Consider the following 15,893-nt stretch of genomic DNA (forward strand, 5'->3'; position numbering starts at 1 on the left):
CCGCGCGCGGCGGTCAGGGCAGGGTGAGCACCACCGGGCCGTCCTCGGTGATCGCGACGCTGTGCTCGACGTGTGCGGCCCGGCTCCGGTCGTCTGTGCACAGCGCCCACCCGTCCCGCGCGGGGTGGTAGCCGTCGTGGCCGCCGGAGACGAACATCGGCTCGATCGCGATCACCAGGCCGGGCTGCAGCGGAAAGCCGCGTCCGGGCCGGCCTTCGTTGGGGACCGACGGCGGCTCGTGCATCTGCCGGCCGATACCGTGCCCGCCGAAGTCGGCCGGAATGCCGTACCCGGCGTCCCGGCCGATCCGGCCGATGGCGTGGGAGATGTCGCCGATCCGGTTGCCGGGGGTGGCGGCGGCGATGCCGGCGTCCAGGGCGGCCCGAGTGGTGGCGATCAGCTTCTCGTCCGCGGGATCCGCCGCCGTGCCCACCACCAGGCTGGTGGCCGCGTCGCCGTGGAAGCCGTCGAGTTCGGCGCCGAAGTCGATGCTCAGCAGGTCCCCGTCGGTGAGGCGGTAGTCGTCCGGGATTCCGTGCACGATCACGTCGTTCACCGACGTGATCAGGACGGCGGGAAACGGCGTGGGCGCGAAGTGCGGGTGGTAGTCGAGGAACGACGACCGCGCGCCGTTGGCCGCGAGCACGCCCCGGGCCACCTCGTCCAGGTCGCGGAGGCGTACGCCGGGCCGGGCCGCCTCCGCGCAGGCGGCCAGCGTCTGTGCGACCACGCGGCCGGCGGCCCGCATCGTGGCGATCTCGTTCGCGGTCTTGAGTTCCACCATGCTCTGTTCGTCCGTCCTTCGAGGGGTCTGTTCCGGTGGGCGCGCGTCGCCGTCAGTTCCGGAGCCGGGTCGCTCGGGCGTAGCGGCTCGGCGACTGACCGGTGGCCGCGGTGAAGTCGCGGACCAGGTGTGCCTGGTCGCTGTAGCCGAGGTCGGCGGCGAGGCGTACCCAGTCCGGGTCGCGGTCTTCGCCCGCGCGTTCGACGGCCTCGTGCAGACGGTAGCGCCGGATGACCCACTTCGGACCCACCCCGGCGTACTCCGCGCACAGCCGCTGCAGTGCCCGGACGCCGAGCCCGAGCCGGGCCGCGAGCTGGTCCACGCGCAGGATGGTGGGGTCGGCCGCGACCAGGTCGACGATCCCGGCCACCCGCTCGGCGGTGGACAGGCTGGACGCGTCCCGCCTGCGCGCGCGGACGACGAGCCGGGTGAGGAACTCCTCCGCCGCCGTGACCAGACCGTCGTCGTCCGGTGCGGCGAGCACCGCGGCGTCCGCCTCGGCTCCCTCGGTACCGAAGACCTCGCCGAGCGGCAGGAACCGGTCGGTGATCGTGGCCACCGAACGACCCATCAACGGCCGGAACCCGCCCGGCCGGAACATCACGCCGAGCACCCGGCCGGCATCGGCGAGCAGCTGATCATGAGGGGTCCGCAGCACGCCGGCGACCTGGCTGCGCTCGGCCTGAAAGGTGAGGTTGACACACGGGTACGGCAGGAGGCGCTGGGTGTGTGGGGGGAGCCCGCGCAGGTCCCAGGACGCGATCCAGTGGTGTGACACCAACCCCGCCAACGCGGGGGAGGGCAGCCGCCGGCGTAGCTCGAACCGCGACAGGCCCTCCTGCGCGTGCAGGATCCCGCGGGTGCTGTGCAGACCCTGCACCGGAGCCTGCCCGTTCATGACCCGAGCCTAGGACACCCCGCCGACAGTGGTTCCGACGCGCGTCGTCTCGAGGGCCCCCGTGACAGGTCGCGTTTGTTCAAGACCGACGCCGTCCCACGCACTTCACTGGTTCCCGGTCGAGGGCCTGAACCAACGAGGTCCGAACGAGTGAGAGGCACAGTGATGAGAATCCAGCCGTTGATGGCACGGGCCGCCGCGTCGGCGACCACCGTCGTCCAGGGTGTCCGGCCGGAGCACTTCCGGTCGCCGACACCGTGCAAGGACTACGACGTACAGGCGTTGCTCAACCACCTCATCCTGTGGACCGGCCACCTCAGCGAGCTCAGCGCGCGTGGCCGGTCCGCCGCCGAGCTGCCCGACCCGGCGATCATGGAACCCGGTCACGACTTCCTGCACGGGGACTGGGCGCAGGCCTATGCCAAGCAGCTGGAGCTGGCCGTCGCCGCGTGGGGTGAGCCGGGCGCGGAGGACGGCACCACCCGGATGGGCGACGCCGAGCTTCCCGCCGACTTCGTGGCCCAGATGCTCTTCGACGAACTGGTCCTGCACGGCTGGGACCTGGCAGTCGCGACCGGTCAGAGCCTGGACTGCCCGGACGACGTGGCGCGGGCCGCGTACGACGCGACGGCGCGGTCGGCGGAGCAGGCGCGGGAGATGGGCCTGTTCGGCCCGCCCGTGGAGGTGCCGACGCGCGCGAGCGAGCTGGACAGGGTGCTGGCGCTCAGCGGACGGGACCCGCGCTGGACACCGTGACCGCGTCCTTCAGCCGGAGGTGGCGCCGGACCGCCGCCGGGCCGGCGCGGCGGCGATGCCGACCGCCACCAAAGTGAGCAGCGTCCCGATGATCGTGGTCGTGGTCAGGTGGGCCGAGCTCGTGGGCAGCGCCGCGTCCAGGACCAGCGCGCCGACGAGCTGCCCGGCCACCGAGGTCAGGCCGAGCAGGAGTACGCCGGTGATCTTCACGACGTACGCCGCCAGGCTGATGAACGCGATCCCGAACAGTCCGCCGACGTACAGCAGCGGGTTGGAGGGCCATGAGGCCGGCAGCCCGCGCAGCCCGACGTCGACCGCGGCGGCGATCACCAGGGCGGCCGTACCGACACCGAAGTTGGTCAGTGCGGCCACCAGCGCGGCGAGCAGGCCGTTGCCGTTGGTGCCCGCGGGCCTGGATCCGGAAGCAGTCCGCGGACCCTTCGCACCGGCGGCGGGCGCACCGGCGGCGGGCGCACCGGCGGCGGCCCGTGCCACCCGGCCGTTCACCGCCTGCTGCCACGCCGTGCCCACCCCGGCCAGCGCGGGCAGGATCGCCAGCGCCGCGGTCGACGGCGTACCCAACTGGTGGGCGACGGTGAGCACGACCGCGCCGAGCGCCAGCACAGCGCCGACCATCCGCCGGGTCGTCACCGGCTGCCGGCCCCCCGGCCCCAGCCCCAGCCGGTCGACGACGAGGCTGCTGCCGGCCTGCCCGGCGACCACCGCGACGGTGAACACGGCCACGCCGACCAGGCCGACGGTCGCGGACTGGGTGACCACGAGGTACGCGCCGCAGACGCCGCCGAGCACCTGCCACGGCCGCAGCGCCCATGGGGACGCGGTGCCGGCAGCACCTCCGTCCCGCTCTGTGCCGCTGCTGCTGCTACTACTACTGCTGCCCCGTCCGGCGTGCAGGGCGCCCACCACCGACCGCAGCCCGGACCGCACGCCGGGTACCAGCGCGGCGACGATCACCAGCACCACGAGGCCGGAGCCGAACGACCAGGTGGCGGCGACGATCCCGTCGTGCAGCTCGGCGCCGAGCTGGCCGTTCACCCGCGACTGGCAGGCGAGCAGAACACCGATCACGAACGTGATCGCGATACCCACCGCGAGCTGGGCCGGTGGAGCGTGCTGGTCGGTCACGGAGGGGGAGTTGCGCGTCTGGGTCACACCCCATCCTCTGCCGACCGGATGCCGACCGGGCACGCCGCCCCCGGATCGGCATCCGGTCGAGCGCCTCCCCGTCGGAGATCACCGGAGTTCACCTACCGGAGATCACTCATCGGAGCGGAGGAGGCGGGTGGCGATGATCCCGGTCAGCAGGGCCAGGGCGGCCTCGGCGGCGAGGACCGCGACCGTCGCGGCCCGCCAGTCGCCGCCGGCGGCCGTGCCGGTCGAGGAGCCGGTCGAGGAGCCGGTCGACGCGACCCGGAAGAACATCGTTCCAAGCGCGGCCACGCCGACCGCGATCATCGCCTGCTGGGTCGTGGTGAGGACGCCGCTGGCGACCCCGGCCCGGTCGGTGGTAACCCCGGCCAGCACCACGCCGAACACCGGGATCATCACCAGGCCCTGGCCGAAACCGATCACCACGAACGCCGGCAGCAGGGTCCGGGCCGTCAGGCCGTCGTAGCCCACACCCGCCTGTACGGCAGCGGCGGCCAGGCTCACCGCGAGGACGACCGCACCGGCGACGATCACCCGGGCGGCGTACCGCCCGATCAGCCGCGGCACGGTCAGTGAGGCGGCGAGGAAGCCGAGCGCGTACGGCGCGAGCGCGAACCCCGCTCCCAGCGGGCTCATGCCCAGGCCCTCCTGCAACGAGATCCCGGTGGTGAGCAGGAACCCGCCCAGGCCGACGAAGAACACCGCGACGACGGCCAGCCCGCGCCGGAACGCCGGCAACCGGACCAGCGACGGCGGCAGCAGCGGCGCACCGCCCGCACGTTCGCGCGCCGCCTGGTCGCGGACGAACCCGTACGCCGCGACCGGCGCGGCGGCCAGGCCCACCCACGCCCACGCGGGCCAGCCCGCGCCCGCCCCGACGCTCAGCGGTACGAGCAGCAGAACGAGGGTGAGGGTCAGCAGCGCCGCACCGCGCAGGTCCAGCGGAAGCGGCCGGCCCCGGGTCTCGGGAACCAGGCGGACCGCCAGTGCGGCGACCAGCAGAGCGATCGGCGCGAACGGCCAGAAGACCAGCTGCCAGGTCAGGTGCGCGACGTCGAAGGTGACCGCCGCTCCGCCGTACAACTGCCCTACCACACAGGCGATTCCGAGGGCGGCGCCGAAACCCGCAAGCGCACGTTGACGCGCCGCCCCGGAGTATCCGGCCTGGATCGTGCTGAGCACCTGCGGAACGAAGATGCCCGCCGCCGCGCCCTGGACCAGCCGGGCGCCGGTGAGGGTCCAGACGTCGCCGGCCAGGCCGCAGGCGAGACCGGAGACGGCGAACGCGACCAGGCCGAGGACGAACATCCGCCGGCGGCCGAAGCGGTCGCCGAGCCGGCCGCCGGCGACCAGCGCGGCGGCGTACGACACCGAGTACGCCGCGACGACCAGTTGCAGCGAGGCGGCGTTCGCGTGCAGGGACCTGCCGATCGTGGGCAGGGCGACGTTGACGACGAAGAAGTTGGCGGTGGCGAGGAACGAGCCGAGCAGGAGGACCGGCAGGGCGAGCCGGTCGGCCACCCGGGCGGTCGTACCCGCCGGAGAGGTGAGGGTGGTGGTAGTCACGCCATCAGCATTCGACGCCCGCGAGCCTGGTACCAGAGTGTCCTCATCCTGGTATCGGCAGCACCTGGTACCGGTTCTCCGGCGGGAGCATCATGGTGTCCGTGACCGCCGACCCCCGCATCGCCGGCCCCCGCGGCGCCGAACCCCGCATCGCCGACCCCCGCGGCGCCGAATCCCGGCGGGCCGAGCTCGCGGCGTTCCTGCGCTCGCGCCGGGAACGCCTGCGACCCGAGGACGTCGGCCTGCCGCCCGGCGGCCGCCGCCGCACTCCCGGCCTGCGCCGGGAGGAGGTCGCCCAGCTCGCCGGGGTCGGGGTCACCTGGTACACCTGGCTGGAGCAGGGCCGGCGGATCAACGCCTCGCCGTCCGTCCTCGACGCGATCGCGCGCAGCCTGCGGCTGCATCCCGACGAGTCCCGGCACCTGTTCGCGTTGTCCGGGGCCGCGCCGCCGGAGCGGCCGAGCCCGCCAGGTCCGGTCGACCCGGTGGTCCAGCGCGTCCTCGACGCCCTCGACCCGTATCCGGCGCACGTCGTCACGCCGCGGTACGACCTGGTCGCCGGCAACCGGGCCGACCGGTTGCTGATGGGCGACTGGCGCGCCCTGCCGCAGCACCGGCGCAACGTCCTGTGGCTGTTGTTCACCGAACCGTCGTGGCGGCGGATGCTGGTCGACTGGGACGCCGAGGCCGCGCACTCGCTGGCGTTGTTCCGGGGCGCGAGCGCGGAACACGTGGGCGAGCCGGCGTGGAGCGATCTCGTACGTGAGCTCACGGAGGTCTCACCGGACTTCGCGGCGATGTGGAACGACCACGCGGTCGCCAGTCCCACCACCCGCGTCAAGCTGTTCCTGCACAGTGAGATCGGCCCGCTCCGGCTGGAGACCCGCAGCCTGTGGCTGCGCGAACACCCCGACGCGCGGATGGTCGTCTACACCGCCGCCGACGCCGCGACCGAGGAGGCGCTGAGCCGGCCGCGGGATCTTCCGGCCTCCGCCGAGTGGTCCGAGCTAGCTCGTCGCGACTGAGTCCGTACGCCGGGACCTGGCGGCGACCGCCTCCTGGCGGGCCGCGAACCGGCGGAACACCCGCCGGACCAGCCGGCTGATCACCCAGGTGAAGAACCCGGCGATCGCCGGCACCACCGCAGGCACCGTCATCACCAGCAACGACGCGAGCAGCAACAGGAACAGGCTGAGCAGCGTCGTCAGCGGATGCGCCGCCGCGAACAGCGCGCTGTTGCGCAGCACCCGCCGCCACGGCGCGGGGTAGGTGACCATCACCGGGAACAGGAAGACCAGGGTGCCGCCGACGGCGAGGATCCCGACGATAGCGGCGACCATGACCACCGCCCGCAGCGGCGCGTCGGCGGCCCGCAGGCCGTACAGCAGATCGATCGTCAGCAGCCCACCGGCGACGGCGGCTGCGAACCCCAGGGCCAGGCTCTGCCGCAGGTGGCTCCGGAACCCGCCCCAGAACGTCGACCACACCGACGGCGGCCCGTCCTCGCCCCACTCCATCATCACCGCGGCGAGACCGGCCGTTCCCGGGCCGAGGGTCACCAGCGGGACGGCGGTGAGCACCCACAGCAACCCCGCGACCACCATGGTGAACAGGGCCTCGAGGGGTCTGGTGAGGATCTGCATCCGATCGTCCTCCGGCGTTGATGAGCGATCACCAACCCTACGGGTCGATCACCGCCGGCCGACAGGTCGGCGGGCGGTGAATACCGGACGCGGCACCCGGCGGCTCCCCCTGGGTCAAGGTCATCGGCCGGGCGAAGTGGTCGACAATGGCGCGATGCCGGGCCTGGTGCGCGCGCTCCGGGTCCGCTACCGAACCCTTCGTGAAAGGCGGACGGCTGTGCGCACCGACGGTCCGACCGCTGCGTTCGGAAGACTTGTGGGCCACCAGGTTGATGTGATGGAGTTCGTCGCTTCCGAGCACGACCTGCTGGAGGTACGACGGACGTGAGGGCGCACCCCGCACTGGACGGTCACCGGTCAGGCCCACCTCGCCAGGCGGACCGGCCGCGGCCACGGCGGCTCGCCACGGCGTTCGCGGCGCTGCTGCTCGGCGCGGTGGTGGTTCCGTCGTACGCAACCCCGTCGTACGCCGCCCCGGCGGATCCGGCCAAGGAGCGCAGGGCGTTCAGCATCGGCGACTCCCGGATCAACGAGTCCAGTGGGCTGGCCGCGAGCGCGCTGCACCGCGGGTACTTCTACACCCACAACGACTCCGGCGACGACCCCCGGGTCTTCCTGCTCGACCCGCGCGGCCAGGTGGCCGGGACGATCTCCCTCCGGACGGCGGAGAACGTCGACTGGGAGGCCATCGCCCCCGGCCCGGACCAGCGCGTCTGGGTGGGGGACATCGGCGACAACACCCGCGTTCGCGACCGGATCACGATCTACCGCTTCCGCGAGCCGAGCTCCACGGGCGACCAGCCGGTGGAGTGGAGCCGCTTCCGGTTCAGGTACCCCGACGGCGCGCACGACGCGGAGGCGCTGCTGGTGGACCCGCGTACCGCCCGGGTCTACGTCGTGACCAAGGACCCCGGCGGCGGGGCGATCTACGCCGCGCCGTCCACCCTCGTGGCCGGCACCACCGCCACCCTCACCAAGGTTGCCGATGCACCCGCGATGGTGACCGACGGCACGTTCCTTCCGGACGGCTCGGCGATCGTGCTGCGGACGTACGCCGACGTGCGGGTGCTGCGCTGGCCCGGCGGAAAACCCGAGCGCACCATCTCGCTGAGTCAGCCGCAGCGGCAGGGCGAGTCCATCGCCGTCGGCGCGGACGGGAAGCAGTTGTTCCTGGGCAGCGAGGGCGCCAACTCGCCGGTGTACTCGATGTCGGTCGCCGCGGCCGCACCCGCTCCCTCGCGCCGGGCTCCGGGCGCGACCCCGTCGCCCAGCCCGTCCCCGACCGCGCAGGCACCCACGTCCAGCGGCAGCGACGGTTCGCTGCTGAGCGGCCTGCCGCGCTGGATCCTGCTCCTGGTGATCGCGGCCGCGCTGCTGGCCGGACTCGCGGCGTACCCGGCCTCGCGCCGGCGCCGGCCGTCGGCGTCCAGCCGGCCGCCCGGTATGGGCCGCCCGCCGGCGTCGGCCAGCCCGTGGCCGGCCGACCCCGCTCCGGCCGACTCGGGTTCGCAGCAGGCGTACGCCCGCCCGCCGGGGTCGGTGCAGGCCGCGGGGTACGGCGACGTGGGCCGGGGACCGATCTGGCCGGCGGAGCCGTCGGAGCCGGCGGGGCCCGAGGATCCGGGCGGGCGGCGACGCACCGAAGGGCCGGGCCCGCAGCAGGCCCGGCGGTCGGCCCAGCAGTCGGCTCAGCAGTCGCCCCAGCGGCCGGCTCATGAAGCGCCCCGGCAGTCGGCCCGGCACGCCGGGCAGGACGACACCCCGCTTCCGTGGGAGGACGAGGACTGGCGGCGCGAACGCGGGAACGAACGCGGAAACGACGTACCGCCACCCCGACCGGCCGACCGGCCGCGGTCCTCCGGAGCACCTCGCCCGGCCGGTCCGCCGCCTCGGACGTCGGGCTCACCGGCCTCCTCGGGTCCGTCGGGTCCGTCTGGCTCGGCTGCCGGCTCGGCCGGGCGGCGTGCCCGGCCACCCGCGGCTCGCCCGCCCGCCGAGACCGACTGGCCGGACGAGCCGGCCGGAAGCCCGCCACCGAGGGGCGAGGAAACCGGACGGGGCCGACGCCGGCGGCCGTTGTACCGCGACGAGGACCGCGACCCCGAAGGGCCGTGATCCCGAAGGCCCGTGACCCCGAAGGCCCGTGACCCCGAAGGCCCGTGACCCCGAAGAGCGGCGACGCTCAGCGGGTGCGGAGTTGCTCCACCACGTAGTCGACGCAGCCGGTCAGCGCCTCCACGTCGGCCGGCTCGACGGCCGGGAACATCGCCACCCGCAACTGGTTGCGGCCGAGCTTGCGGTAGGGCTCGACGTCCACGACGCCGTTGGCCCGGAGCACCTTCGCCACCGCCGAGGCGTCCACCGCGTCGTCGAAGTCGATGGTGCCGACGACCAGTGAGCGGGCGTTCGGGTCGGTCACGAACGGCGTGGCGTACTCCGACTTCTCCGCCCAGGTGTACAGACGGCCGGAGGAGTCGGTCGTACGCTCGACCGCTCCGGTGAGCCCGCCGAGGCCGAGCAGCCAGTCCAGCTGTTCGGCGAGCAGCACGAGCGTGGCGATCGCCGGGGTGTTGTACGTCTGGTCCTTGCGCGAGTTGTCGATCGCGGTCGGCAGGTCGAGGAACGTCGGCACGTAGCGACCGGACGCCGCGATCTCGTCCACCCGGGCCAGCGCCCGCGGCGACATGACCGCGAGCCACAGCCCGCCGTCGGAGGCGAAGCACTTCTGCGGTGCGAAGTAGTAGACGTCGGCCTCGGCGATGTCGACCGGCAGGCCGCCGGCGCCGGAGGTGGCGTCGACGAGGACCAGGGCGTCGTCGTCGGCCCCGGGCACGCGGCGCACCGGTGCCATCACGCCGGTCGAGGTCTCGTTGTGCGGCCAGGCGTACACGTCGATCCCGGCCTCGGCGGCCGGTGAGGCGAGCGAGCCGGGCTCCGCGCGGACGACCGAGGACGAGCCGAGGAACGGCGCCCCGTCGGTCACCGACGCGAACTTCGCGGAGAACTCGCCGAACGACAGGTGCTGCGCCCGGTCGCGGACGAGGTTGTGTGCCGCGATGTCCCAGAACGCCGTGCTGCCGCCGTTGCCCAGAACGACCTCGTAGCCGTCGGGAAGCTCGAACAGCGCGGCGATGCCCTCGCGTACCCGCCGGACGAGCTTGCGGACCGGCGCCTGCCGGTGGGAGGTGCCCATCAGCGCGGCGGCAGGGCCGGCGAGGGTGGCCAGCGCCTCCGTGCGGACCTTGGACGGACCGGAGCCGAACCGGCCGTCGCCGGGCAGCCGGTCGGACGGGATGGTGATGCGTGCGGGATCGAGGGCGTCAGCCACGGTGCCACCTCTGCGGACGGGCGGGGAGCGGGACAAACGGGTCACCCAGACGTCTGTGTCCGGCCCCGCCATTGTGTCAGCCGGGCTCGGCCGGCGAGCGCTCAGTCCGGCTCGCCCGAGGCGCGGTGGGCCAGCATCGCCACCAGCCGGTCGCCCCGGTGCAGCTCGGCCGCCCCGAACGCCGCCCGCATGCTGGTCACGATCCGGTCGAGTACGTCGTCGGCCAGCAGCATCCGGCGGGCGACGAACCTCGGCCGGGCGCCGCCGTGCCAGGTGACCACCGCGCGGCCGCCCGGTCGCAGCACCCGGTGCAGTTCCCGCATCCCGGCGTCCAGGTCGGACCACATCGGCACGTTGTTCACCGAGACGACCGCGTCGAAGGCGGCGCCGGGCAGGCCGGTGCGTTCGGCCGTACCCACCCGCAGGTCGGCCCGGCCGGCGCTGACGGCGGTGGCGTTGCGGCGCCGCGCCTGGGCGGCCATCTGCGGCGAGGGGTCGACGCCGGTGACCCGGGCACCCGCGGCGAGGGTCCGCTGCACGAGGACGCCGGGCCCGAACCCGACCTCCAGGACGTGCTCGCCGGGCCGGGCGGCGAGCAGGGTGCTCGCCTCGTCCTGCTCGTCGCCGTTCAGAAGGCCCATCAGCCGGCCCTGCAGCGACCCGATGCGTCCGGTGGGGAGGGCGAACCCGCGCAGCGGCCTGTCCAGCAGCCAGGAACGCGGCGCCTCCGGAGTGTGCTGCTCGCTCATGGAGTCCACCGTGGCACCTCCTCCGCGCTCCACGTCAAGGTCCGCCGCGGGATGCCAGGGTGTGTTCCGGGACATGCCCTACTGCCGGAATCCCTGCTGCCTGGATCCCCTACTGTCCGGATCCCCTACTGTCGGGATCCATGGACGCACACGACGAGGGTGGCGAGCAGAGCCCCCAGGCACCGCAGCTGCCGTCGCCCGCCCGGCTGGCGGAGCTGCGCCGGCGTTACGGGCGCGGCGAACTCGTGGAGGGCGCGCTGCCCGCCGATCCGCTGGCGCTGTTCCACACCTGGCTGGCCGACGCGCTGGCGGAGAAGGTGCCCGAGCCGAACGCGATGGTGGTCGCCACCGTCGGCCCGGACGGCATCCCGTCGGCGCGGACCGTACTCCTCAAGGGCCTCGACGAGCGCGGCTTCGTCTTCTACACCAACTACGGCTCGGCCAAGGCCGCCGACCTGGACGCCCACCCGAACGCCGCGCTGGTCTTTCCCTGGCACGCGATGGAACGCCAGGTCCGGGTGACCGGCCCGGCGGCCCGGGTGAGCCGGGAGGAGTCGGCCGCGTACTTTGCGAGCCGGCCGCTGGAGAGCAGGCTGGGTGCGTGGGCGAGTCCGCAGTCGCGGGTGGTCGCCGACCGGGAGAGCCTGGACCGGGTGTACGCGGAGACGGCCGAGCGGTTCGCCGGCACCGAGGACGTGCCGCTTCCGGACTTCTGGGGCGGATATCGCGTACGCCCCGAAGTGGTGGAGTTCTGGCAGGGCCGGCAGGGCCGGATGCACGACCGGGTGCGGTTCCGGCGTACGGAGGAGAAGCGGGAGAACCAGGGGGACTGGATCGTGGAGCGGCTGGCGCCCTGAGCGCCGCCCGACCGGTTTCGGGCATGGGACGACCCGCGGGCTTTGTGTGCTGGAGGGACTGGTTCCAGCGCCCGCGGGTCGGGTGGCTGCCCTTGGTTTCGCCGACCGCCATCCGGTGCACCTACACGCGTTGGCGCGGGCACCCTCAGGACGAGCCGGTGATCGGCAGTCAGTCCTTACTAAGGGGACAGCGGCTAGCGGACAGCCACCTCACGAGTCCCAAAGCTATGCATGCGTTGGACCACCTCCTTCCTCGTGTACGCCCGACCGTACGCGGTGCCGGGCGAACAGACAACAACCTTTTCCCGGACACGTCACCAGCTGAGACGGCCGGAGCGTTCGGTGCCGGTGCCGAGCGAGAACTCCCCGGACAGGTGGGGAACCACGGTGTGCCAGAAGCCCAGCGGACCTGCGCCCAGCGCGGTGGCGTAGGTGAGCCCGTCGGGGTCCACGTCGTACACGCGGTAGGTGCTCGCGCCCTGGCCGAGCGAGCCCGCCGTCACCTGGGTGCAGTGCGGCGCGAGCGGGCGTACGGACGTGACGTGCACGTGGCCGCAGGCGTACAACCGGACGTGCGGGTGCCGGCGGATCAGGTCGAGCAGCGCCGCGCCGGTGCGCGGCACGAACGCCTCCGAGCCGAACTCCTCGTGTGGCTTGGGGTCCCGGGTCGGCACGAGGGGGTAGTGGCCGACCAGGATCACCGGCCGGATGTCGGCGGCGAGCGTCTCCGCCAGCCGGGGGAGTACGCCGTCGGGGTCGTCCTCGCGCACACCCACGCCGACGACGCGCAGCTGACCCAGGTCGCGAACCTCCACCGGGTCGGTGCCGAAGGTGCGGCCGTACCCCGTCCGGGCGTACGCCACGTCCTCGTACGCCTCCTGCACCGGACTGCGCCGGCCGCGGTCCGGGCTCGGCCCGAGGTCGTGGTTTCCGGGCACGGCGAGGTACGGGACGTCCAGGGAGTCCAGCCACTCCCGGGCGAGGGCGAGGTGGTCGGGCCGGGAGCTGCCGTAGGTGGTCAGGTCACCGGAGACGATCATCAGGTCGGCGCCGACGCGCCGCAGCGGGTCCCGGTCGAGGGCTAGGGAGGCCATCAGCCCGGGCAGGCGTTCCTCCGGCGCGGGCTCGACGTGCAGGTCGGAGATGTGCAGGATGCGCATGGCCCCGACTTTCGCAGACCGCGGGCGTGGCGCCCACCGCCGGTCTCCGGCCCCGGCTGGCCAGTCTCAGACGCGCATCACCTGGACGCCGGCCTCCTCGAACTTCGCCACCGCGTCGTCGCCGACGCCGACGTCGGTGATCAGCATGTCGATCTCGTCCGGGCGACGGATCCGGGCGAACGCCTGGCCGCCGATCTTGGAGCTGTCGGCGACCACCACCACCCGCCGGGCACGCGAGGCCATCAGCTTGTTGATGTCCGCCTCGCCCTCGTGGTGGGCGCTGGCGCCGTACAGCGGGTCGACCGCGTCCGCGCCGAGGATGGCGAGGTCGAGGCTCACACCCTCCAGGATGTGGGTGGCCAGGGGACCGGCGAGCTCGTACGACTGCGGCCGGGCGACACCGCCGGTGACGACGATCTTGACGTGCGGGCGGACGGTGAGCTCGTTGGCGATGTTGACGGCGTTGGTGACGATGGTGACCGCCCGGCGCCCTTCGTTCGGGGACCGCAGGTCGGTGCGGGTGGCGATGGCGCGGGCAACCTCGGTGGCGGTGGTGCCGCCGTTGATGCCGATCACCATGCCGACCGCCACGAGGTCGGCCGCGGCCTGTCCGATCCGCTGCTTCTCGGTGGCCTGGCGGGCGGTCTTGTAGCGCAGGGGGAGGTCGTAGGCGACGCTGTGCGCGACCGCTCCGCCCCGGGTCCGGGTGAGGAACTGCTGCTGGGCGAGGTGGTCGAGGTCGCGCCGGATGGTGGCGGTGGAGACCGCGAGCTCCCCGGCCAGGGTCTCGACGTCGATCCGGCCGCGTTCGGCGACGAGCTCGAGAATCGCGTTGAGCCGCTCGTAGCGGTTCATGGGCATCGCCTCTGTTCGGTACCGCGGCTCTTCGGGGCTCCGTGCGGGCTGTTCGAAGTTGCGCGCGTGGTAGGAGAACCGATCATAGAGTGCCCGGAGCCTGCAAGGCTGGTGCTTGAACGCACATCCGGGAACAATCACCCCGAGTAGGACCCACGAGCGCTCCGGGGTGCCGATCTTGCACAGGACTGCTCATTTATGCGCTGAAGCATGCACAAATGGGCGTTCGATGCCCTATGCTGCGGGCAGCCGACTTCGCGGAAGGGACCAGGCATGGAATTCGTGACCGAGGAGATCGCCAGCCAACCCGATTGCTGGCGGCGTGCCGTCGCGCTCGCCGAGTCCGCCGCGGCGGTGCTGCCCCGCCCGGGCGAGCGGGTCGCGGTGCTCGGCTGTGGCACGTCGTGGTTCATGGCCCAGGCGTACGCCAGCCTGCGGGAAGGCTCGGGCCAGGGCGAGACCGACGCGTTCACCGCCACCGAGCTGCCCGCCGACCGGCGCTACGACCGGGTGGTCACGATCACGCGTTCGGGCACCACCACCGAGGTGCTCGCCGCGCTGACCCGGCTGCACGGCCGGGTGCCCACCGTCTCCCTGACCGCGGACCCGAACACCCCGGTGATGGAGCGCTCCGACGAGACGGTCGTCCTCGACTTCGCCGACGAGAAGTCGGTCGTCCAGACGCGGTTCGCCACCTCCGTCCTCGCCCTGCTGCGCACCCACCTCGGCGCCGACCTCACCGGCGCGATCTCCGACGCCGAGACCACGGTCACCGAGCCGCTCCCCGTCGGTGCCACCGAGCGCCGGCAGTTCACCTACCTCGGCGCCGGCTGGACGATCGGCCTGGCCAACGAGGCCGCGCTGAAGATGCGCGAGGCGTCGCTGTCGTGGACCGAGGCCTACCCCGCGATGGAGTACCGCCACGGCCCGATGAGCATCACCGACGGATCGTCGGTGGTGTGGTTCCTCGGCACGCCGCCCAACGGCCTGCTGGACGAGGTGGGCAAGCTCGGCGCGCTGGTGGTCTGCGAGCCCGCGCGTGACCCGATGGCGGAGCTGATCCGGATCCAGCGGCTCGCCGTGGAGATCGGCGCGGGCAAGGGACTCGACCCCGACCGGCCGCGCAACCTCACCAGGTCGGTCGTCCTGGACACCGCGAGCGGGTCGGGCCAGGCGTGACCGACTCCGCCCCGGGTGGCGGCCCGGCGCCGCGCGGCTGCGTCGCGGCCCTCGACGTCGGCGGCACCTCCATGAAGGGTGCCCTCGTCGACGCCGAACGCCGGGTCCGCGCGCGGATGAGCTTCCCCACCCCCGTGGCCGACGGGCCGGACGCCGTGATCCACCAGATCGGTACGGCGCTGGAGACGCTGGCCGCGCGGGCGCCCGCGACCGGGCTGGACGCACCGGCGGCCGCCGGCGTCGTCGTACCCGGCATCGTGGACGAGGCGCGCGGCGTGGCCGTCGCGGCGGCGAACATCGGCTGGCAGGACGCGCCCCTGGTGGCGGTTCTGCGGGACCGGCTCGGCATCCCGGTGGCGCTCGGCCACGACGTACGCGGCGGCGGGCTGGCCGAGCGCGTGCTCGGCGCCGGCGCCGGTGCGCGGGACACGCTGTTCATCGCCCTCGGCACTGGGATCGCCGCCAGTTGCATCGTGGACGGCCGGCCGCTGGTGGCCGGAGGGTACGCCGGCGAGGTCGGGCACGTCGTGGTCGAACCCGACGGCGAACTCTGCGGTTGCGGCGGGCGAGGGTGCCTGGAACGCATCGCTTCCGCGGCCGCCGTGGCGCGCCGCTACACCGCACGTACCGGTACGCCGGTGTCCGGAGCGGCCGATGTCGCTCTTCGGGTACGAGACGGCGACGCCGACGCCCGGGCGGTCTGGGACGAGGCCGTCGCCGCGCTGGTGACGGTCCTCTACACGGCCGTCACCCTGCTCGGCCCGGAGGTGGTCATCGTCGGCGGCGGCCTGGCCGAGGCCGAGGACCTCCTGCTCGACCCGCTGCGGCGCGGGCTGGAGGAGCGGCTGACGTTCCAGCGGCGGCCGAGGCTGGTCCGGGCCGCACTGGGTGATCAGGCAGGATGTCTGGGCGCGGCCCTGCTGGCCGAAGGCACGAAGCACTGACGCG

The 15,893-nt window shown here is 73.5% G+C and carries 15 protein-coding genes; 6 read left to right on the forward strand and 9 right to left on the reverse strand.

Annotated features, from left to right (window positions below):
• Positions 1–13 precede the first annotated feature (13 nt).
• The gene (map, locus tag FHR37_RS00590; protein WP_092889450.1) at positions 14–784 is read right to left on the reverse strand and encodes a type I methionyl aminopeptidase; all 771 of its coding nucleotides are present in this window, start codon (positions 782–784) and stop codon (positions 14–16) included.
• Between the two features lie 52 nt (positions 785–836).
• Positions 837–1,682 (reverse strand): helix-turn-helix domain-containing protein, encoded by an 846-nt coding sequence (locus FHR37_RS00595; RefSeq protein WP_092889454.1) that lies wholly within the window; start codon positions 1,680–1,682, stop codon positions 837–839.
• A gap of 165 nt (positions 1,683–1,847) precedes the next feature.
• Between FHR37_RS00595 and FHR37_RS00600 the strand changes: the two genes are divergently transcribed.
• Entirely contained in the window at positions 1,848–2,438 is a 591-nt protein-coding gene (locus tag FHR37_RS00600; protein ID WP_092889457.1) for a TIGR03086 family metal-binding protein, read from the forward strand.
• A 9-nt stretch (positions 2,439–2,447) separates the two neighbouring features.
• Here FHR37_RS00600 and FHR37_RS32835 read toward each other — a convergent pair whose 3' ends face one another.
• Positions 2,448–3,611, reverse strand: coding sequence for a DMT family transporter (locus FHR37_RS32835; protein ID WP_237769108.1), 1,164 nt, complete (start codon positions 3,609–3,611; stop codon positions 2,448–2,450).
• 105 nt (positions 3,612–3,716) lie between these two features.
• A complete protein-coding gene (locus FHR37_RS00610; protein WP_139239208.1) occupies positions 3,717–5,174 on the reverse strand; it encodes an MFS transporter in 1,458 nt (485 codons plus the stop codon).
• A 101-nt stretch (positions 5,175–5,275) separates the two neighbouring features.
• Between FHR37_RS00610 and FHR37_RS00615 the strand changes: the two genes are divergently transcribed.
• Positions 5,276–6,199, forward strand: coding sequence for a helix-turn-helix transcriptional regulator (locus FHR37_RS00615; RefSeq protein ID WP_202818387.1), 924 nt, complete (start codon positions 5,276–5,278; stop codon positions 6,197–6,199).
• Here FHR37_RS00615 and FHR37_RS00620 read toward each other — a convergent pair.
• Positions 6,182–6,817, reverse strand: a complete 636-nt coding sequence (locus tag FHR37_RS00620) for a YesL family protein (RefSeq protein WP_092889465.1) — start codon at positions 6,815–6,817, stop codon at positions 6,182–6,184. The two genes, FHR37_RS00615 and FHR37_RS00620, sit on opposite strands and share 18 nt — an antisense overlap.
• 324 nt (positions 6,818–7,141) lie before the next feature.
• On the opposite strand from FHR37_RS00620, the gene FHR37_RS00625 reads away from it, so the two are divergent.
• Complete coding sequence (locus tag FHR37_RS00625; RefSeq protein WP_092889471.1) at positions 7,142–8,932, forward strand: hypothetical protein; 1,791 nt, start codon at positions 7,142–7,144, stop codon at positions 8,930–8,932.
• Between the two features lie 67 nt (positions 8,933–8,999).
• On the opposite strand, the gene serC is transcribed toward FHR37_RS00625, so the two are convergent.
• Both serC and FHR37_RS00635 read right to left on the reverse strand, forming a co-directional pair.
• Positions 9,000–10,145: a phosphoserine transaminase gene (serC, locus tag FHR37_RS00630; RefSeq protein ID WP_237769109.1), complete on the reverse strand. Its 1,146-nt coding sequence runs from the start codon at positions 10,143–10,145 to the stop codon at positions 9,000–9,002.
• A 101-nt stretch (positions 10,146–10,246) separates the two neighbouring features.
• On the reverse strand, positions 10,247–10,894 hold the full coding sequence (locus FHR37_RS00635; RefSeq protein WP_202818388.1) for a class I SAM-dependent methyltransferase: 648 nt from the start codon (positions 10,892–10,894) through the stop codon (positions 10,247–10,249).
• A gap of 140 nt (positions 10,895–11,034) precedes the next feature.
• On the opposite strand from FHR37_RS00635, the gene pdxH reads away from it, so the two are divergent.
• Complete coding sequence (pdxH, locus tag FHR37_RS00640) at positions 11,035–11,751, forward strand: pyridoxamine 5'-phosphate oxidase (protein WP_092889477.1); 717 nt, start codon at positions 11,035–11,037, stop codon at positions 11,749–11,751.
• 314 nt (positions 11,752–12,065) lie between these two features.
• Here pdxH and FHR37_RS00645 read toward each other — a convergent pair whose 3' ends face one another.
• Together FHR37_RS00645 and FHR37_RS00650 are read right to left on the reverse strand one after the other, a co-directional pair.
• The gene (locus FHR37_RS00645; protein WP_092889480.1) at positions 12,066–12,911 is read right to left on the reverse strand and encodes a metallophosphoesterase family protein; all 846 of its coding nucleotides are present in this window, start codon (positions 12,909–12,911) and stop codon (positions 12,066–12,068) included.
• A 66-nt stretch (positions 12,912–12,977) separates the two neighbouring features.
• A complete protein-coding gene (locus tag FHR37_RS00650; RefSeq protein ID WP_092889483.1) occupies positions 12,978–13,766 on the reverse strand; it encodes a DeoR/GlpR family DNA-binding transcription regulator in 789 nt (262 codons plus the stop codon).
• A gap of 273 nt (positions 13,767–14,039) precedes the next feature.
• Here FHR37_RS00650 and FHR37_RS00655 point away from each other — a divergent pair, with 273 nt between their 5' ends.
• Together FHR37_RS00655 and FHR37_RS00660 are read left to right on the forward strand one after the other, a co-directional pair.
• Positions 14,040–14,945 (forward strand): SIS domain-containing protein, encoded by a 906-nt coding sequence (locus tag FHR37_RS00655; RefSeq protein WP_092889486.1) that lies wholly within the window; start codon positions 14,040–14,042, stop codon positions 14,943–14,945.
• Positions 14,942–15,889, forward strand: coding sequence for an ROK family protein (locus tag FHR37_RS00660; protein ID WP_237769110.1), 948 nt, complete (start codon positions 14,942–14,944; stop codon positions 15,887–15,889). The genes FHR37_RS00655 and FHR37_RS00660 overlap by 4 nt, the downstream gene beginning before the upstream one ends.
• Positions 15,890–15,893 lie beyond the last annotated feature (4 nt).

The sequence above is a fragment of the Actinopolymorpha cephalotaxi genome, from assembly GCF_013408535.1.
Lineage (GTDB): Bacteria > Actinomycetota > Actinomycetes > Propionibacteriales > Actinopolymorphaceae > Actinopolymorpha > Actinopolymorpha cephalotaxi.